Raw genomic sequence first — 19720 nt, 5'->3', positions numbered from 1 at the left:
TTTAAACAAAATAATGAAAAATCTTAGGAATGTTTAAGTTTTATTCTAAAGTTTCATAGGAGGACAGCAATGTTTTGAGTTGAATTGAAATGTAGCCATTGTAACAAAAAAGTTAACAAAGGACGATGAAGTTATGATTAAAACCAAAGTATCTGAACTTCAAGGTATCACAAACTTAAAATCTTGGGCGACATTGGAAAAGGTATATTGTCAGCGTTGTTATAACTCGAAAGAAAGCGTGTAGCAGAAAAGTATGCTATTCAGTTTCTGTGGTGAAAAAAGCACTAAAATTTTTACATTGAAGGAAGACTGGGAAAACGTATCATGTCCCGGTCTTTTTTGTATTTAAATATACAATCAACTCGCTTTACTTATAAATAAAAAAAGAATATATTGAGTTATGTATAAAAGCATGAGAAATGCATTGAGACTTTGCGATTGAAAGGATGATAGAGATGAAAATAGCCATCATTGGACCCGGTGCGGTAGGAACAGCAATCGCTTCGGCATTGGATACGCTAGATGTAACATTGTTAGGGAGACAAGATAAAGTCATGACATTTGAAGAGCGTGACACAGGAGAACGCAAAAGTATCCCTGTCAAAGCATTGTCATCTGTAACGACGACGTTCGATGTCGTGTTTATTGCGGTGAAGACCCATCAAATTGATACGATTTTACCACAACTGAAGACAATCACGCACGCGCAATCGAAAGTGATTTTAGCACAAAATGGTAGCGGCTTACTTCCCAAATTAGAGGGCTATGATGCGTATCAAGCGGTCGTATATATCAGCGGTGAAAAGCAAGAGGATAAAGTGAGACATGACAAAGATTACCGCATTCAGTTGAAGCAAGATGCGTTTACTGAACAATTGAAAGCGGTCATTTCAACGACAGCGCTCACGTTAGAACTTGAAGACAATATTGAGAAGGCGATTTGGTTTAAATTGATTTTCAACCTCGGCATGAACACTTTAACTGCATTGAGTCGAGACACAGCGCGTCTGTTAAAAGACGATAGTATGCTGGAATTATGTAAAAACTTGCTTAAAGAAGGTTTGCAAGTCGCTAACGCAGAAGGGATTACATACGAAGATTCATTTGTAGATGATGTCATTGCGGCGTATCGTATTTTCTCTGATGAAAGTGCGACGAGCATGTATTATGATACGATGAATGAGCGTGTGACAGAAGTTGAAGCGATTCAAGGTTATATTTATAGACAAGGTCAAAAGCATCAACTTCATATTCCGTACATTGAAACGACCTATACTTTGCTAGCGCATCAAAATGAAGTCAGACAGCGATAGAGTGACACAGGAAAATGTAGTAGTAGCAGTAAAATGGCCCCTATAGATGAGACACTAAAAAAGAGTCAGTCTATAGGGTTATTTTAATGTATAATTTTAGTAACTACTTCATTGACTAAGAGGTGTAAAGTGATGAGTAAACGTTTATTTACTGAAGATGAGATTGCAGATTTAAAATCCAACAAATACGTGCTTAATGTATCACCTAAAGCAATCACATATACAGAAGAATTTAGAGAACATTTTGTTGAAGAATATGAAAATGGAAAGACGCCTTCACAAATCTTTAAAGAGGCTGGGTTTAATACGAAAATCTTAGGAAGACGAATGAGTAACTTTAGAGAACGCGTACTTATGATGAAAGACCGACCTGAAGGATTACAAGACACGAGGAAAGAAAATTCTGGAAGACCTAGATTATCAGAAATGACACTAGAAGAAGAAAACAACTATTTAAAACATAAAATCCAACTTCAGAATCAACAAATAGAGGCGCTAAAAAAAACGAATTCTATCAATCGCCGTGCTTCAAAAGCTATGCGCAAGAAAAATTCGAACTCATAGATAGCTTGATTTCAAGAGACAATAACTTACTTAATATATCTTGGCTGTGTGAGATTGTCCAAGTTTCAAGATGAGGTTTTTATGCGTGGAAAAAGAGAAACGCTAAGCGCATTGAGCGTGAGAAAAAGGATGAAAAAGATTTTGAATTGATTCTAGCAGCGTTTAATAAGCGAGGGTACTCTAAAGGTTCAAGAAGTATTCATATGACCCTGTTACACCAAGGCGTTGTCATGAATCGAAAAAAGATTATTAGACTTATGAAAAAGTTTAATTTAGTATGCCCAATAAGAAAGTCAAATCTGCATAAACAAGCAATGAAGTATTCTAATGAACAACGTGTTAAAGATAATTTAGTTAACCGTCATTTCAAAATGGGTGGTCCAAAAACAATTCTTCTTACGGATATTACATATTTATATTATGGAAAAGGCAAAATCGCATACCTATCTACTATAAAAGATGCTTACACAAATCAGATACTTTCGTATGAATTAAGTGAGAGTCTGAAAGTAGACATTGTATTAAATACGGTTTCAAAACTCATGAAGAAACACCATATATCAAAAAATAAAAAATTAATTATCCACTCAGACCAAGGAATTCACTATACATGTACATCATTTCAAGAATTAGTTAGCGCAAGTGGTTTAAAACAATCGATGTCTAGAAAAAGGGAACTGTTGGGATAATGCACCTCAAGAATCGTTTTTTGGTCATATGAAAGATGAAATCAAAAGCATCAAAGGCATTCATGTTTTTCAAGATCTGGTTCGACTAATAGATGATTATATCGATTACTACAACATTGATAGGTTTCAAATAGGGCTGGCAAAGTTATCTCCAAATCAATTTGAGACGTACATTAAAACGGGAGATTATCCATTGATTCAATATCAAAATCCCCCGGCGGTCCCAATATCTCACTATCGAAGTTAAACTCAGCCTCAAATTTAGTGTGATATTGAATAATGAGTTTATTCATTTCTACGGATAATACAATTGAATCAATGTCACACACACTTTCATCAAACATTAGAAAGACATAGAAGTCATAAATAAGGTCATTAGAGTTATCCTTCAACACAAACTTCAGGGCATCATGTAAGTAACTTTCAGATAAACATATCAATCTAAGGGAATTATATGACTCATAGTAATCCCAAAGATTTGTATCATTCAAACCATTAAAATCTCGAATCATCCAGTTAGGTACCCTTCTATTCTCATGTGCCATACAAAACTCACTAAAACTCATAATTTCCATAGTTATAATTTTAAAGCAAAAGTCCATACTCTTAGTTTTGAGTATAGGCTCACATTGCCTTAACTCCTCCTATGTCAATCATAGTGGGAGTTAATTATTAAGTTAATTACCTTCTTTTAAAGTGTCCTTGACATGTGGGGCACTTTAACTTGAACAACTTGTTTTTATTGTAAGTTTATCAATTAACGAGTTCTAGTGGAATCTCAATTGTATTGTACCATTCAAACAATTTTTGATTTTTAAAATTAAAGCTAATGTACTCTGGGACTTATATTTGAAAACATTTTGAATTTTTTAAAAAATATCTTTAATTTAATTGAAAAAAACAAATAAGCGGAGTAAAATAGAGATAGATTTAAATGGGAGGTGAGTGGAAATGAAAAAAGAAATTAACAGTTACAAAAGTACTAAAGAGAATACGATGAAAGATTTGGAATTCAAAAAACTAGTTAATGATTCTGAAAAATTAGCTAAAGTTAATGATTTATGGTACTTTGTTAAATCACAATCAAATCGTTGGATTGTGGGCAGTGGGCATTAATTCAAATAAGCGGAGAGCTATCTCTCCGTTTAGTTTTTTAGGGGGAGAATTAATTATGTATGATAAAAGTGTCTCTATAAATCTAACCTCAAAGTGTAATGCTACTTGTGATCATTGTTGTTTTTCTTGTTCACCAAAATCTACAATTAAAATGGAAGATTTTTATATTAGAGAAACTGTATTAGAATTTGCTAAAGATTCTAATGTGGAGGTTATTTCTTTTACAGGTGGAGAAATATTTTTAAATTATGAATTCTTAGAAGAACTGCTGAAAATTACAAAAAACTATAATAAAAAAGTAACTCTTATTTCTAATGGTTTTTGGGGGAATAGCAGAAAGCTTTTGGAAAAATACTTTTCAGATTTTTACAAATATAATGTAGTAGCTTTAACCATAAGTTATGATGAATATCATTCACCATTTGTTAAACTCAAAAGTATAAAAAATATATTTGAATATAGAATGAAATACCCAGAAATACAAGTGTCACTTAATATGGCAGTCACAAAAGATAAAATGTCAGATAATATTTTAAGGGAGTTAGGGAGTTCAATATTGGGGGCGAAAATTACTAAATTTCCGATGATTTCTGTGGGTGCTGCCAAAGACAAAATATCAAAAGAAAATATACATAATTTTTACAATATAAATAAAGATAGAGAAGTGCTTTATTGTCCAGGCTTTGAAATAGTCTATCACCACGATGGAGAAATTTATCCTTGTTGCTCACCAGCTATTTTTGAAACTCCGATTACTCTTAGAGAAAATAAAAACCAAACTTTAACAAGAACTGTAGAAAAGCTGAACTCTAATTTATTATTGTATATTATTAGAAAAGAAGGATTTAATTGGTTTTTAGATATACTAAGAGAAGAGAATATGTTACATCAATTTGATATCCCAACAGATTTCCCATCTGTTTGTAGCATATGTGGTAGCTTATTTAGCACTGAAGAAAAAATTAAATTTTTTAAACCATTTATGGAAGCCTACTATTATGAAACCATTGAAGTATGAAGATAAGGAATATGAGATATTAATACAGAACCATGTGTTTATAAAGGATAAAAAAACTAATTCTTATTATAGGAATAATATGAATTCTATTGACGAAAAAATGTTAAAAAAATTCAACAGTTATCCTGAAAAAGTAAATTGTTTTTTATTTTTTACATATATGTTACTTAGTGTTATTATAATTATAACAAATATTCTTTACACATTATATTTGCAAAAAAATATCATTATTATTTTTGAAAATGAAGTTACAGTGGTTTTGATTTTATATTTTTTGGTTAGTGTTTTCTTACATGAATTAGGGCATATTTATTCATTAAAATTCTTCGGTCGTAAAATAGATAAATTTGGATTTAGGTTAAACTTTTATGTTTTTCCGTCCTTCTATGTTCAAATGAATGAGACATACATGTTATCTAAAATTGACAAAATAATTGTTCATTCATTCGGATTGTTTATTAATATTATATCGATTAATTTACTTCAATTAATGAATATATTAATAATTGATAGTTATGCTTTAACGGTTGCATATATGTTTTTTTCTTCAACATTATTATGGAATTTGGTCCCCATATTGAATTCAGATGGATACAAAATTATGATGGTTGCATTATCCTTAGATGAATTTAATAATTTCACTAAAAACCATTGGTTAATTTTAATTTTTCAAACTATTGGGGTAGTTATTGCTTTAAATACTATAATTCATTGGGTTTTTTATTGGATTAAAAATATTAGTATATAGGAGTTGTAAACATTGGAAATCGTTGATTATTCTTTGAAGGTTAAAGGGAAGGAATTAATTAATAATTGTAACTTAAAATTCTACTCTGGAGAAATTAACCATATTGTAGGGAAAAATGGAGTGGGAAAATCACAGTTAGCAAAAGACTTTATATTAAATAATAGTGGTAGTATTCCAAAGTCAATTAATAAAGGTGTTACTTTAATTTCAAGTTCATCTAATGTTCCTCATGATATAACAAAAGAATTTCTATTGAATTTATTGAAAGCAAGGTTTCCAGGTGCTCAAAAGACATTTTCTAAAATTAGTGAAATTCTTAACATTAATGACATTCCTTCTAAAGTGTTGATAAAAAATCTAAGTGATGGACAAAAGCAAAAGCTTAAATTTTTAAGTTTTTTATTAGAAGACAACTCACTTATTATACTAGATGAAATCACTAATGCTTTAGATAAGAAGACAGTTAATGAAATTTATATTTTCTTGAATGATTTTATAAAAGAACATCCATCTAAAACTGTAGTAAATATTACTCATGATTTATCAGATCTTAGTAGCTTACCAGGTAAATATTTTATATTTAAAAATCAAAAGATTGAAGAGTATAATTCTAAAGATCAATTAATTGATGATTATATAAATTTATAAAAGAGGTGTAAATTTTGAAGTTAGAGTTTAAAAAAAGTATTTCAAACAAAATTTTAATGACTTTAAGTATACTATTTGTATTTTCATTTTTATTAGGCTATTTTTTACCAGTAGGCATAGATAAAGTAACAAATTTGGATTACCCTAAATATTTTTTTAGCGCCTACACGGTTTTAACCGAATTCGGATTTTTACTATTCTCGTTTATTATTTCTTATTTTATAAACAAGGAATATTCAAATAAAAGTTTGTTGTTCTACAAACTCATAAAAGAAAATATATATTCCTTTTTCTATAAAAAAGCGTCCATATTATTTTTAGAATCTTTAGCGATTATAGTTGTAGGTATTACCATTATCTCTATGGTTTTTTCAGACTTCTCCCATTATTTTTTCTTAATAATTATGTTTTTACTTGTAGTTCTGCAATATATATTAGTAGTAGGTACTATAAGTATTGTTTCTCCAAATGTATTAATAAGTATTGGATTAAGTATTGTTTATTGGATTGCTTCTATCATTTTGGTAGCTATCAATAAAGAAATGTTTGGGTTTTTAGCACCATTTGAAGCTAGTAATTCGATGTATGTATCTGTAGAAAAAGTGCTTAATGGTGAGATTCCGACAATTAATCTCCATGATGTATTAACTATCGCACTATTTTTCACTTTTGTATTTATTGTTAATTTTATTGTATTGGGATTATCTAAAAAGAGATGGCTAAAACTAGGGTTATAAACTTTTGGTCTATAATTACATAATCTCAAAAAGCGATTTACTTCATGAGTGAAAGTACATCGCTTTTTTAAGTGCGCCCGGCATGGGTAACATCTTGACGGTGTAAGTTCGTTACAGGCTTGGTAGTAGGAACTGTTAGTGAAAGACAAAGGTGTCCATTGCGAAGTGGAATCTGAAGGAAGTCGGACGCAAACACTCGTACTGACGAACAGAAACATCATACTAAGGCTATGTAGAATGAATGAATCTGCTATACAAGATGAAGTCCGATACTACCCGAGTTCTATATAGTAAATGATGCGGTGACATGAGTGGAAAGAGGTTACACCTTACCCGGGGAGGTCTCATCAACGGTATCTCTACCGTAGTAACAACGAAGGATGAGAAGTCAGCAGAAGTCATAGTAGGGAAAATGTACCGAAGGACTGAACAATATTCAATACAAAGTAAAGATTGGAGGTTATAGATTTACGACGTACAGAATACGGTGTTAACCGGCAACTTATGGAAGGATAAGTAGTGGAACGAAAAAGAATACATAAGTGTGTACAGTAAATCTTAGGTGAAATGAAAGAAATGTATCGTAAGTCTCCATCACTGATGGAGCTTGTTGTAAGACCTGAAAATATAGAAAAGGCTATCAAAAAGGTTAAGAAAAATAAAGGCGCTCCTGGAATTGACGGCATGAAAGTCAGTGAACTCCATGCTCACTTTGCGCAGTACTTTTCACAGATAACGAAAAAACTGCTTGATGGTTCATATCAACCTCAAGCAGTTCGAAAAGTTCAAATTCCCAAACCAAACGGGAAAATGCGTGTGCTTGGTATTCCTGTCGCTAGAGACAGAGTCATACAACAAGCCATTAGACAAGTGATTGAACCAGGCATCGACCGAACATTCTCAAATCATAGCCATGGTTTCAGACCTCATCGTAGCACAGGAACAGCACTTAAGCAATGTGCTGACTACTACGAAGAAGGCTATAAAATAGCTGTGGATTGTGATTTGAAACAGTGCTTTGACATGTTGAATCATGATAAGCTCATGTATTTGTTCGAACGCCATGTTCAAGATAAGTCAATTTCCACATTTATCCGTAGAAGTTTACAAGTCGGTGCCATTGACCTATCTGGCGAAGTCACAGAAAGAAAGATAGGTGCACCACAAGGGGGCGTTATCTCTCCCTTACTATGTAATATCTATCTACATGAACTGGATAAAGAACTCGAAAAGCGCGGACATCGTTTTGTACGGTATGCCGATGACTTTGTCATCTTTGTACGCACAAAACGTGCAGGTGAACGCGTGATGACGAGTGTAACGAAATTCATTGAAAAGCAATTGAAGTTGGTTGTCAATGAAGAGAAAAGTAAAGTAGGAGCAGTCACACGTTTAAAGTTCTTGAGTTGTCTAATAACCAAGGTCAATGGGGTTTGTCGTTTCAGACCGACTATGGAAGCAAAAAGAAATTTAATACGCACCTTAAGGAAAATAACGAAACGAAATAGACCCGGTACCTTTAAAGACATTATCATTGAAATTAACCAAGTGACGCGAGGTTGGATAAATGACTTTGGTAGAGGTTTTATCAGAGGATTTATTGAAACCACGCAATCTTGGTTGAACCGCCGGCTTAGACAACTCATTCTTAAACGGTGGAAAAGAGTTAGAACTAAATATAAGATGTTGCGTCAATATGGGCTTGACCATAGAAGTGCAATGAAAATCGCACAGTCTCGCAAAAAAATATTGGCGATTATCGAATACGCACGAGGTTCATCGTGCACTTACAACAAAATAACTCTAAAAGTGGGGATTAATACCGTTAGCCCAGCTTGCAGAGTTGGCTTACGCAAGATATTGAACCGCCGAGTACGGAACCGTACGCTCGGTGGTGTGAGAGGACGAATAGTCAATTAATGACTAATCTCCTACTCGATTTTGCCGAGTATGCTTGTTATCTTGATGGAATAAGTTTGTTACAGTACTAGTAGTAAGAACATCGATACTTTATGATTCGTCATATGTTCTTGCTGAAAAATATAAAGTTCTTTTTTGTTCGTCAACAGTGTCAATAGCGGTTTGAAAATGTCGGTTTTTAGCGGTTTAAGAACGATGACATATATTTAAACTTTTTTACTTTTATAGACTTTAAGTCGTTAGGAAGCCTCTGTAATTTTAAATATTTTTGAATGATGAATGAGTTTATCAATAATGGTTGCTGACGCTATTTTGTTCCTAAATTAATCTCCCCAACTAGAAAAGGGGATATTCGTCGTTATGATCGTGGATTTCATTTCATATCTTAGTGACATCAATTGATAGAAGAGGTCTGCCTGTTCTTTTGAAATGGGTGTATAGCCTATCTCATCAATAATAAGTAGTTCAATTCTGTTTAATTGTTTTAAAGTTTTATTGGTTAGTCCTTTCTCCTCTGAAGTGGTTAAGAGTTCAATTAATTCTTTAAAAGTATAGAATCGAGTTTTGATATTTTGTTTACAGACTTCTATGCCTAGCGATATTGCTAGATGGGTCTTATCGGTACCCCTATTGCCTAAGAACCATATATTATATAAACGTAAAGAAAGATATTGAATTGATAACGTTTGCCAAATTTATCACGCATGACCATATCTTCTTTCCAGTCTACTTGAGCAGCTATACCGGGGTGTGTTTCTACCCGTATAATTGCTTTTTAAATTCCTTTTCTTTCTTATTCTTACAATATTCTCTCAGAATCGTATACTTGCCTTCATATCCTTTTTTAGAAATCTATTTATTAATCGCCATAGCCATACAACCTAACTCTAATTTTTCGTCTATGAGCGTTTTATAAGGTTCTAATTTTGTTGCTCTCGTTTTCCTTGCTTTTTTTCTAACTCATTTTCTTTTCCAGCTTCGTAATATTTTTTAACTGTTCTGGGGTCGCAATGATAATGTCTACCCAGTTCAGCATCATTTGGTTTTATTCTTTTAATTGTAAAATAACACTCTTTCGTATATATCATGTCTCAATTAAACAACCTCTGTTCAAATATTGAGTTAAGACATGATTATATAATTTAGAAAATAAAAAATGTAGGAAAATGGTGTGGGGAAATCAATGTTATTCAACTTTATACAACATCCGGAACAGTATGATATTGTGGGAGAGTATGACATTCATTTACCTGAAAAGACGTCAGTGGTCGATCAAAAATATGTGTATCAAGATGATCACAATCAATGGTTTCAAACTTTGCCACAACCTCAAAAGGAGAAGTTTCTACATTTACTTTATCAATTAGGAGTCGAAAAGAAAAAATTCACGGCACGACAAACGGAAGGCTGGAGTGATGGTGAAAAGAAAAAAGTGTTGATTGCCCATTCGCTAATTCAGCAAAGTAGTTTGTTGATGTGGGATGAAGTGACTAATTACTTAGACTTTTATGTTGTGGACCAACTGATTGACATGTTGGCCAATGCGCGACCGACCATGATTGGGATTGATCATAATGCACATTTTGTAGAAACAATCGCTTCTAAAACCATTCAATTGGTACGTGATGAAGAATAGGGAGATAGGCCTCTATTCTTTTTGAAAACAGGGGGATATCTATGAGAATGGAACATTACTATTTTTTCTGCTTTGCTATGAAAATTGAAAACAGTTATATTGAACCATAAAATCAAGTCAGATGATACAGGATTAAAATTTTTGATAATTTTCGTTCTCTTCATAATCAAATGTTTGACCATCATTGATTCACAATATTCGATATTCAATTGCTAAAATGGGGGAGACTCCTGAGGGATCAGACGCAGCCGAAAATCCAATTCGGCTTCTTACAAATGTGTACTTCAATCCTGCCGAATTTAGTTGAGGCAAGTCCCCTAGGAAAGCAAGCCCAGGATGGCAATTGTAAAATTTAAAAAATGGATATCAATGGGGAGGGCTTGATTGAAATATATCAATTCAGATGACCGAAAAGTTTTATATCCGATTTCGAGCAAATGACTTAATATATTCAAATTTTATCATGTTGGAATCATGAAAAAGCATAAAAAACTTGTTATAATCAATTTATAAAATAAAGTAAGCGCATTTGTTGGTACAATATGAGTACGTGAACGTCTTTTTTGATCAACAAATGTTGCGACACTGGCGTTCACGATATAGAAAGAAGGTAAAACATGCCAAAACTTATTTTATGTAGACACGGACAAAGCGTCTGGAATGCTGAAAACTTATTTACAGGATGGGCAGACGTCGATTTATCCGAACAAGGTCACAACGAAGCCATCACATCAGGAAAAAAATTGAAAGAACAAGACATTCATATTGATATTGCATTTACCTCGTTATTAAAGCGTGCGATTAAGACCACGTTTCATTTATTAAATGAGTCTGATCAACTCTACGTACCCGTTGTTAAATCGTGGCGTTTAAATGAACGTCATTACGGTGGTTTACAAGGATTAAATAAAGATGAAGCACGTCAGCAATTTGGTGAAGAACAAGTCCATATTTGGAGACGTTCTTACGATACACCTCCGCCAGCACAAGATGAAGCACAACGCGAGCGCTATTTAAAAGATCGCAAATACGAATTATTAGATAGACGCGTGATGCCTGAATCTGAAAGTTTGAAAGATACTTTGGTGCGTGTCATCCCATATTGGAACGACCAAATTTCTCAAGAATTATTAGCTGATAAAACAGTACTTGTAGCGGCCCATGGAAACTCATTACGTGCTTTGATTAAATATTTAGAAGGCGTATCAGATGAAGATATCGTCGGCTATGAAATTAAAACAGGTGCGCCACTGATTTACGAATTGACAGATGATTTAAAAGTTATTGACAAATATTATTTATAACAACTGTATTATTTTAAGGCTGGGCATTTCACGATGACCCGGCCTTTTCACATGGAAATGCATCAATATGGATGAGTTGGCATCACATTAAATTTTGCATGATGACCACATATGAAAGATGGAGGGACAAAATGAAATCCACATATGTGGAAAGTGCACGCTATGTTAAAATAAAGAAAAATTGTAAAAGTAGTGTGATGAAGTTTGGAATTGTTAAAGCGACTTGAAACATATGCCGTAGAAAGACCGGAACATATTGCGATTAGGATGGACGATGTGACGCTCACCTATGAAACGTTGTGGCGAGATGTGCAAAAGGAAAGTGAAGCATTGCCCACGAATATATCGCATCAAAATGTAATGTTGACGCATACCCAAACGTTGGACTTTATCGTAGCTTATTTAGCGGCCCTCGTACGTCAAGGTGTGCCGTGTGTGCTCGGACCGCAATGGTCAACGGAACAACGGGATGCGCTCATTAAGTTACACCGTATGCCTTATGTATGGGGAGATGAAGGATTGACATCTACTTCACACGAACCCGCACATAAAGCGCCAATGATTCCGCAATGCTTACATATTGGGTTTACGTCAGGTACGACAGGTTTACCGAAAGGGTTTATGAGGGATTTACCGTCATGGATTGCTTCATTTGAAGTGAATGATACGTTGCTCGATGCCTCTACACAGACGTATATGGCACTCGGTCCGTATGCTCATTCGTTAACGTTGTATGTGCTGATTTATGCGTTATGGAATGGCAAAACGTTTATCGGGCAAGATCGCTATGATATGGCAAAAAGTTTGGTATATGTTGCAGAACTTCAACAAACGTGTGCATTGTTTATCGTACCTACAATGGTGTACGATGGAATCCATTTAGGAGAACAGTCACAGTGGATACGTCACATTTTTATTTCTGGAGACAAATTGCCCGCCAGTCGTCACACACAACTCAAAAAGATATTTCCTGAAAGCGCGATTGATGAGTTTTTCGGCACGTCGGAAGCGAGCTTTATTAGTGTCAATCGTAATCAAACTGCACCACTCGATTCTGTGGGGCGTCTATTTCCAAATGTGACAGTGACATTACGTGAACGAGATGATGCCGGAATAGGACAATTGTTTGTGAAAAGCCCGATGACATTTTCAGGTTATCTCGGTGAGGCCTCCGTTAATGAATGGATAGCGACAGGTGATTACGCTCGTATCGAGAATGATGTGCTGTATTTAAAAGGGCGTGTACAAGACCGCTTGATTATTGGTGGGAAGAATGTGTATCCTGCTGTGATTGAACAACACCTCAAGCAAAGGCCCGAAATTGTAGATGTGGTCATTGTACGACTTCCACATGATAAGCTAGGTGAGTTAGCGATTGCCCTTTATACGGGTCCGGAACAGTTGGACATTCAAGCGGTACGGCACTGGTTGTCATCACGTGTATCGAGATATGAAATACCGTCAAAATTTATTTACGTCGCAACATTACCATATACTGAGAGTGGGAAAGTTTCGAGAAAAATGGCACAAACTTGCTATGAAAGGGGTGATTATCAATGACGAAAGCAGTCATTGTTGCAGCAAAACGGACACCAATTGGCGTGTATGGCGGTCAACTTCAAAAATGGGAGCCGGAGCATCTACTGAAACCGTTATTCGAACATTTTGAAGCGACTTTATCTTGTTCACTCAATGATTTAGATGACGTCATTCTCGGTAATATTGTCGGTAAAGGGGGCAATATTGCGCGAAAAAGTTTGCTCGAGGCAGGGATAGATGTGTCTGTTCCAGGTCTCACGGTTGATCGTCAATGCGGTTCGGGCCTTGAAGCAATTCATTTGGCGAGTCGACTCGTTGAAAGCGGTGCAGGAGACTTTTATATTGCAGGGGGTGTCGAAAGTACGAGTCGTGCACCTTGGAAAATGGAAAAGCCGACATCACTGTATCCAACGACACCTCCGACATTTTATGAGCGTGCGCCATTTGCGCCAGTAGGTCAAGATCCGACTATGATTGAAGCGGCAGACAACGTGGCAAAACAGTATGATGTGTCACGTGAAGACCAAGATCGTTTTGCGGTTCAAAGCCATCATCGTGCAAGTAAAGCGATTGCGACAGGTGCGATGTCAGCTGAAATATTGCCATTAATAGTGAAAGGTCAGCAAATGATACAAGATGAAAGTGTTAAGCCGCATCTTCAGTATGAGCGGATTGCACGGTTAAAGCCATTACATGAAGGTGGGACAGTGACAGTCGGTAATTGTTGTCTCAAACACGACGGCGCCTGTCTAGTTGTCGTCATGTCTGAACAAAAAGCACGCGAACTCGGTATGTCGGAAGGTCTGATGTTTATGGATTATGCGGTTGAAGGGGTGGATCCACATGTATTAGGCATCGGTCCTGTACCCGCAGTGCAGCGCATTTTAGAACGACAACAACGGACGATAGACCAAATTGATGCCGTAGAATTGAATGAAGCTTTTAGCGCGCAAGTGTTAGCGTCTGCACGTGCGTTGAACATTCAAGAGGCGCAATTGAATCGTTACGGTGGTGCGATTGCGATCGGTCATCCGTATAGTGCGAGTGGTGCGATGTTAGTGACCCGTCTGTTTTACATGAAAGATGCACAAAGTACCATTGCGACAATGGGCATTGGAGGGGGCATGGGCAATGCAGCACTTTTTGAACGTTGGCGACCGTGAAGTTAAAGCTTACTGTTTCGACAAAAGTGCAGTCCAGCGTTATCAACAATTTTTTAATATGCCACAGACGACCACCGTCCCTTTATTAATGACTGCACGCGTATGGCCACTTTTTTCGCTATTTCGACCATTTAAAGAAACAGCAATTCGACTCGTAGCTACAGAAATTGAAACACATTACCCTTTAAAAGTAGGCGAGCATTATCAAGTGACAATGGCCGTATTAAAAGTCCAACAAATCAAGTCATTTCAACGTTATCAAATGGCATTATCATTCGATCAAGGTGATACATGCCATTGTCGAATCATACAAACTTTTGTCAGTCGGAGGGTGTCATGATGTGTTTTTCAACAGAAGACGTGCAGCACTATTTAGCACTGGTGAATGACACGAATCCGATACATACGGATATTGTCCCAGGCCAACTCGTCGTCCAATATGTATGTGTCGAGGCTGGAGTTGAACCGATAGCGGTACGTTATAAAAATACTATTGGGGTTGATGAACAGGTCACTTGGCAGTGTGACAACATGCAAATTCAAGTGTCGGGAATAGATGAACAACTGAAAATCGTGATAGAAGTAAAAGCGTCCTAGGAGAGCAAGGGAATTGCCCAATCTCGAAAAAATAACCTTGATGTATCATAATGTGAACGAGATAACGGAGCTCAACAATATAATACATCAAGGTTTTAGCCATGTTTATTTAAATACGGAGTTTGAATCTGAGTGAGAAGGAAATTAAATTTCAGTCACTTCAACTTCAATTTGTTCAACACGATTTGATGCACCGTGATCGACAGGGCCAACATAATCGTTCATTTTCCAGCCGTTTTTAATGGCAGAAGCTACGAACGCTTTCGCATTAATCACGGCTTCTTTTGGTGTTTGACCATTCGCTAAGTTGGCTGTTGTCGCTGCCGCAAATGTACAGCCTGCCCCGTGGTTGTAACTTTGTTGGAACATGTCCGTTGTTAACTGGTAGAACTTGTTGCCATCATAGTATAAGTCGTATGATTTATCTTGATCTAACGCTTTACCACCTTTAATCACCACGTGTTGTGCCCCTTGCTCGTGGATGATTTTTGCTGCTTTTTTCATATCTTCAATAGATTTCAACGTGCCTAAACCAGATAATTGACCTGCTTCAAAAAGGTTCGGTGTCGCAACAGTTGCTTTCGGTAATAAATATTTAATCATCGCTTCAGTATTTCCCGGGTTAAGGACTTCATTTTCACCTTTACATACCATAACAGGGTCTACTACGAAATTTTTTGCGCCTGATTCTGTGTATGCTTCTCCAGCACGTTGGATGATTTCTTCGCTACCGAGCATACCTGTTTTGACTGCATCAGGTCCTACGCTAATGACTGTTTCAAGTTGCTTGTTGAACACATCAAATGGGATAGGGCTCACATCATGTGACCAAGTTTCTTTATCCATTGTCACAATCGCTGCAAGTGCAACCATACCGTACGTGTCTAACTCTTGGAAAGTTTTTAAGTCGGCTTGCATCCCCGCACCTGCACTTGTGTCTGATCCTGCAATCGTTAATACTTTTTTCAAAGCCATCGTTCATTCACTCCTTCAATTGTACATCTATTACATCATACCATAATGAGTATGGTAACTGCTGTACGCTACAATATGCTTATGTTCCTCATTTTAGCATGCACATTGAACAGCTGCTATAAAAATGTTTATTGAATCATAGCGGTGAGCGAGGCGAAATTATGTTAAAATGTGGCTGAGGTGAAGAAGATGGATTGGTCAACAATATTTCATGAAATTAAAGAAAAGCATGATTTTAAAGCGATGCATGACTTTTTAGAAAAAGAATATACGACGCAAATTGTTTACCCCGAGCGTGAAAATATTTATCAAGCTTTTGACCTCACGCCATTCGAAAATGTCAAAGTGGTGATATTAGGACAAGATCCCTATCATGGTCCGAATCAAGCACACGGTTTAGCTTTTTCAGTACAACCAGGTGCGAAATTTCCACCTTCATTGCGCAATATGTATCAGGAACTCGCTGACGATATTGGCTGTCAACGGACGTCGCCACATTTACAAGATTGGGCGAGGGAAGGTGTGCTGCTATTGAATACGGTGCTTACAGTGCGTCAAGGCCAAGCACATTCACATAAAGATATTGGCTGGGAAACATTTACGAATGAAATTATCCAAGCGATATCTGATCATAAAAAAGGTGTCGTCTTTGTATTGTGGGGCAGACCGGCACAACAAAAAGAAAGATTGATTGATACATCACGGCACTATGTCATTAAATCACCACACCCGAGTCCATTATCGGCACATAGAGGTTTTTTTGGTTCCAAACCGTATTCCAAAACGAATGCCTATCTTGAAGCACAAGGTTTAGCGCCAATCCATTGGTGTGAACAAAAGGAGGAAGCGTATGAATAAAGACAAACTGATTCAACTGTTGGAACATGAATTGGTTCAAGCAGATGCCGCGACGACTGATGCTGCGTTTGAAAAACATATCTATGCCATTCATGCTTTAACGGCGCTGTATACGGGGCAAGAGACAAGCGCACCATCACGTTCATCTTCAACCGTCACACCGAAAAGACAAGTGTCGACACAAGTGACAGATGAAGAGATTCGGATGATGGGCGGTAAAGTATCATCTTCTAGCGCAACCGCACAAACGACATCTGATCAACGTATGGTCACGGATGATGAAATAGGAAATGGTGCTTCAATTTTTGATTTTTAATGATCACTTTGATGAGGAGGGAATATTGTGAAAGTATTTATTATTTTAGGTGCACTGAACGCTTTAATGGCAGTGGGTACAGGGGCTTTCGGTGCACATGCATTGGACGGAAAGTTATCAGAGCATTATATGTCGGTATGGGAAAAAGCGACAACATATCAAATGTATCATGGGTTAGGTCTTGTGCTTATTGGTATTATTGGTGGTGCACTTAACCTTAACGTCGGCTGGGCAGGTTGGCTCATGTTTTTAGGTATCGTGTTCTTTAGTGGTTCACTGTATATCTTATCTTTAACACAAGTGAGCGTGCTTGGTGCAATTACGCCAATTGGTGGCATTTTGTTTGTCATTAGCTGGCTCATGCTTGCCATTGCAGCATTTAAATTATAAGTTCATTCGAATCCAGTTGGAAAAGGCAGGCAAACGTCTGTCTTTTTTGTTGAATTGAACTTTATTAACACATTGTTTATACTGATGAAATCAAAAAGGAGGCTAGGAAAACTTAATTCCCAGCCTCTTCCAATGTTTTATATGAAAATAAATGATTTTGAAATCATGAGTGAGTTGCATTGGATGTGTTACAAAATGTTTAATGTTATTGATTTTATGAAATGTAAGTCGTTGGATTAATTTCTTTGTTGATCACACATGATTGCCAAAATGGATGAGACTCCTGAGGGGAGGCGTGCATACTGCTAGCAGTTACTTCTTTACTTTAAAAGTGGCTACCGTTTAACGCAGTAGCTGACTAGACTTCTCAATGCGCATGCTTTTGAGAAGTCTAGTCAGCCTTGCGGGGGCAGTACAACGAAATCTTTGTTACACATGAGATTTCTGTACTGCTCCCAAAATCCACAATGAATGGGTGCGCTGGGAATCAATAAACGGTGTTCCAAAAGCAGGATTTTCGACAGAACTCCCGCGATTTCGGCAAAATTTGGAAAGCAATTTTGCTCATCGCTCGGTTCTGCTCAAATCCTAAGCGCTTTTGTCACAACCTCCCTTCAGCCCCTCGGAAAGAGAATCCATGGCGGCAATCAAAAGTGTTCTTACATAATGTAAAATAAAATGTGTAAGTCTACCAAAATTTTCATACCAATGCTTTTAACATTTCACAATTAATTATTCCTCTATCATTTTTTCAACATCACGTTTTCTCGTATCCAAAATCAATTGTGTCAACTCATCTTTATCCATACGACGTAATTTAGGTAAACGAATAAAGAAGAACACCAATCCGAGAATCGTCCAACCACCTAACGCAATATAGGATGGCATAGATAACGACGCCGGTGAAAATGGCAACAATAGTAACAGTAAAAAGATAAAGGCAAAAATTGAGCCAATAATCGCAAACACTTTATAAACCGGTCCGTAAGTTTGACTGTTTTGATTAAAGCTAAACAATTTCGCTGCTGCAAGGCATGTTACAAGGTAAGCGATAGATACCCCTGTAGATGACATATCGACAATCCATGTTAACGCGGTACGACCTAACCATGGCGCAATCAATGTAATCGCAACTAAGAACATAATCGCAACGTATGGTGTTTTATATCTTTTGTGTAATTGACTAAATAATGACGGCATAATGCCTGAGCGCCCCATTGAGAATAACAAGCGGCTTGAACTTAACAAGAAACCGTTTAAGCCGGTGAAAATCCCCATAATAATCGCGATGCTCAATACCGCTAGACCAATCGTACCGAATGCTTCACGCGTTACCGAACCCGTCAACCATAAGTCGCTATTACCACCTGATAGCCAGCCTGTATATAAAATCATTAAGATATAGGTCAAACTCGCTGCAAGTAAACTATAAACGATTAATTTAAATGTTTTATTCGGTGAGAAATTAAATTCCTCTGCGGTTTGTGGGATATTATCGAAACCGACGTAGGCCCACGGTGCGACTGCGACAATCATAATAATCGCTTGGAACCATCCATAATGTGTACCATTATAAGGTTTTAAATGATCTAATGAATAGTTAGAACCAAAGAACGATCCGATAAAGAGTAATACGACGACAACGACCATTGCAACACAGAAATAATATTGCAATGAACCTGAAACGCTTGCCCCTTTAATCGCAATCAACATAAAAACGAGTAAAAGGATAGATGCAATTAAAATTTCAGTAATGTAGACATCCCAACCTGCAATCGTATAAAGTTTGCCAAATTCAATCACATCTGGCAGTAAAAATTTGATTAATAAACTGAACGCTGTCGCATTTAACGCGACGACACATATGTATCCAAACGTTAAAAACCATGCTGAGAAAAAGCTAACATAACGTCCAAACCCTAAAAAACTAAATGCAAAGCCACCACCTGACACTGGAAAGCGTTCGACTAATGCACCGTAACTTACCGCGATAACGATCATTAATAAGGCACCGATAAAAATACCGATTGATGCGGCAATAGGTCCGGATGATTGAATCCAGTCACCTGGTAAGATGAACGAACCCCAACCGATACATGAACCATAAGCAATGGCCCACACAAATTTTTCTGAAAGGTTTTGTTGGAGGTCACCACGATCAGGCTTTTGATTCTTTTTTTTCATTATTT

General features: G+C 36.4%; 19 protein-coding genes and 3 pseudogenes. 19 read left to right on the top strand and 3 right to left on the bottom strand.

The features are described from left to right. Positions 1 to 455: 455 nt before the first annotated feature. From BJK46_RS05665 to ltrA, 10 genes and pseudogenes are all read left to right on the top strand, one after another. On the top strand, positions 456 to 1313 hold the full coding sequence (locus tag BJK46_RS05665; RefSeq protein ID WP_015728640.1) for an oxidoreductase: 858 nt from the start codon (positions 456 to 458) through the stop codon (positions 1311 to 1313). A gap of 132 nt (positions 1314 to 1445) precedes the next feature. Then, positions 1446 to 1877: an HTH domain-containing protein gene (locus BJK46_RS05660; RefSeq protein WP_041613294.1), complete on the top strand. Its 432-nt coding sequence runs from the start codon at positions 1446 to 1448 to the stop codon at positions 1875 to 1877. An 86-nt stretch (positions 1878 to 1963) separates the two neighbouring features. Beyond that, positions 1964 to 2566: pseudogene (locus tag BJK46_RS05655) on the top strand (IS3 family transposase); the annotation flags it as partial. 22 nt (positions 2567 to 2588) lie between these two features. Further along, a pseudogene (locus BJK46_RS12645) lies at positions 2589 to 2813 on the top strand (IS3 family transposase); the annotation flags it as partial. Positions 2814 to 3517: 704 nt separating this feature from the next. Further along, positions 3518 to 3682 (top strand): epipeptide YydF family RiPP, encoded by a 165-nt coding sequence (locus BJK46_RS05645; RefSeq protein WP_014614717.1) that lies wholly within the window; start codon positions 3518 to 3520, stop codon positions 3680 to 3682. A 55-nt stretch (positions 3683 to 3737) separates the two neighbouring features. Then, complete coding sequence (locus tag BJK46_RS05640; RefSeq protein WP_014614716.1) at positions 3738 to 4700, top strand: YydG family radical SAM peptide epimerase; 963 nt, start codon at positions 3738 to 3740, stop codon at positions 4698 to 4700. Next, on the top strand, positions 4681 to 5448 hold the full coding sequence (locus tag BJK46_RS05635; RefSeq protein WP_014614715.1) for a zinc metalloprotease: 768 nt from the start codon (positions 4681 to 4683) through the stop codon (positions 5446 to 5448). Before BJK46_RS05640 ends, BJK46_RS05635 begins: the two co-directional genes overlap by 20 nt. Before the next feature lie 12 nt (positions 5449 to 5460). After that, positions 5461 to 6096 (top strand): ATP-binding cassette domain-containing protein, encoded by a 636-nt coding sequence (locus BJK46_RS05630; protein ID WP_014614714.1) that lies wholly within the window; start codon positions 5461 to 5463, stop codon positions 6094 to 6096. A gap of 14 nt (positions 6097 to 6110) precedes the next feature. Continuing rightward, positions 6111 to 6833 carry a peptide ABC transporter permease gene (locus BJK46_RS05625; RefSeq protein ID WP_014614713.1) on the top strand — a complete coding sequence of 241 codons (723 nt, stop codon included), beginning with the start codon at positions 6111 to 6113 and terminating at the stop codon, positions 6831 to 6833. A 576-nt stretch (positions 6834 to 7409) separates the two neighbouring features. After that, positions 7410 to 8640, top strand: a pseudogene (ltrA, locus tag BJK46_RS05620) (group II intron reverse transcriptase/maturase). A 436-nt stretch (positions 8641 to 9076) separates the two neighbouring features. On the opposite strand, the gene BJK46_RS05615 reads toward ltrA, so the two are convergent. Then, positions 9077 to 9400 carry an ATP-binding protein gene (locus BJK46_RS05615; protein ID WP_257784254.1) on the bottom strand — a complete coding sequence of 108 codons (324 nt, stop codon included), beginning with the start codon at positions 9398 to 9400 and terminating at the stop codon, positions 9077 to 9079. A 524-nt stretch (positions 9401 to 9924) separates the two neighbouring features. Between BJK46_RS05615 and BJK46_RS05610 the strand changes: the two genes are divergently transcribed. From BJK46_RS05610 to BJK46_RS05585, 6 genes are all read left to right on the top strand, one after another. After that, the gene (locus BJK46_RS05610) at positions 9925 to 10389 is read left to right on the top strand and encodes an ATP-binding cassette domain-containing protein (protein WP_225549901.1); all 465 of its coding nucleotides are present in this window, start codon (positions 9925 to 9927) and stop codon (positions 10387 to 10389) included. Positions 10390 to 11006: 617 nt separating this feature from the next. Continuing rightward, entirely contained in the window at positions 11007 to 11693 is a 687-nt protein-coding gene (locus BJK46_RS05605) for a 2,3-diphosphoglycerate-dependent phosphoglycerate mutase (protein WP_014614710.1), read from the top strand. A 210-nt stretch (positions 11694 to 11903) separates the two neighbouring features. After that, positions 11904 to 13253, top strand: a complete 1350-nt coding sequence (locus BJK46_RS05600; protein WP_101457671.1) for an AMP-binding protein — start codon at positions 11904 to 11906, stop codon at positions 13251 to 13253. Then, positions 13250 to 14395, top strand: coding sequence for a thiolase family protein (locus BJK46_RS05595; protein WP_065520696.1), 1146 nt, complete (start codon positions 13250 to 13252; stop codon positions 14393 to 14395). The genes BJK46_RS05600 and BJK46_RS05595 overlap by 4 nt, the downstream gene beginning before the upstream one ends. After that, complete coding sequence (locus BJK46_RS05590) at positions 14364 to 14735, top strand: hypothetical protein (RefSeq protein ID WP_063284861.1); 372 nt, start codon at positions 14364 to 14366, stop codon at positions 14733 to 14735. The genes BJK46_RS05595 and BJK46_RS05590 overlap by 32 nt, the downstream gene beginning before the upstream one ends. Continuing rightward, positions 14735 to 14992, top strand: coding sequence for a hypothetical protein (locus BJK46_RS05585; RefSeq protein WP_103263697.1), 258 nt, complete (start codon positions 14735 to 14737; stop codon positions 14990 to 14992). The genes BJK46_RS05590 and BJK46_RS05585 overlap by 1 nt, the downstream gene beginning before the upstream one ends. 144 nt (positions 14993 to 15136) lie before the next feature. Here BJK46_RS05585 and thiD read toward each other — a convergent pair whose 3' ends face one another. Continuing rightward, positions 15137 to 15967, bottom strand: coding sequence for a bifunctional hydroxymethylpyrimidine kinase/phosphomethylpyrimidine kinase (gene thiD, locus BJK46_RS05580; RefSeq protein WP_014614705.1), 831 nt, complete (start codon positions 15965 to 15967; stop codon positions 15137 to 15139). Between the two features lie 180 nt (positions 15968 to 16147). Between thiD and BJK46_RS05575 the strand changes: the two genes are divergently transcribed. The 3 genes from BJK46_RS05575 to BJK46_RS05565 are packed head-to-tail and all read left to right on the top strand — an operon-like array spanning position 16148 to position 17531. Further along, positions 16148 to 16825 carry a uracil-DNA glycosylase gene (locus BJK46_RS05575; RefSeq protein ID WP_284730556.1) on the top strand — a complete coding sequence of 226 codons (678 nt, stop codon included), beginning with the start codon at positions 16148 to 16150 and terminating at the stop codon, positions 16823 to 16825. Further along, entirely contained in the window at positions 16818 to 17141 is a 324-nt protein-coding gene (locus tag BJK46_RS05570) for a DUF5327 family protein (RefSeq protein ID WP_015728648.1), read from the top strand. Before BJK46_RS05575 ends, BJK46_RS05570 begins: the two co-directional genes overlap by 8 nt. 27 nt (positions 17142 to 17168) lie before the next feature. Further along, a complete protein-coding gene (locus BJK46_RS05565) occupies positions 17169 to 17531 on the top strand; it encodes a DUF423 domain-containing protein (RefSeq protein WP_014614702.1) in 363 nt (120 codons plus the stop codon). Between the two features lie 732 nt (positions 17532 to 18263). On the opposite strand, the gene BJK46_RS05560 is transcribed toward BJK46_RS05565, so the two are convergent. Then, positions 18264 to 19715, bottom strand: coding sequence for an APC family permease (locus BJK46_RS05560; protein ID WP_103263698.1), 1452 nt, complete (start codon positions 19713 to 19715; stop codon positions 18264 to 18266). Positions 19716 to 19720: the final 5 nt, after the last annotated feature.

Source organism: Staphylococcus pseudintermedius, from assembly GCF_001792775.2.
Lineage (GTDB): Bacteria > Bacillota > Bacilli > Staphylococcales > Staphylococcaceae > Staphylococcus > Staphylococcus pseudintermedius.
The sequence above is the reverse complement of the archived record's forward strand: the minus strand, read 5'-3'. Positions and strand labels throughout refer to the sequence as shown.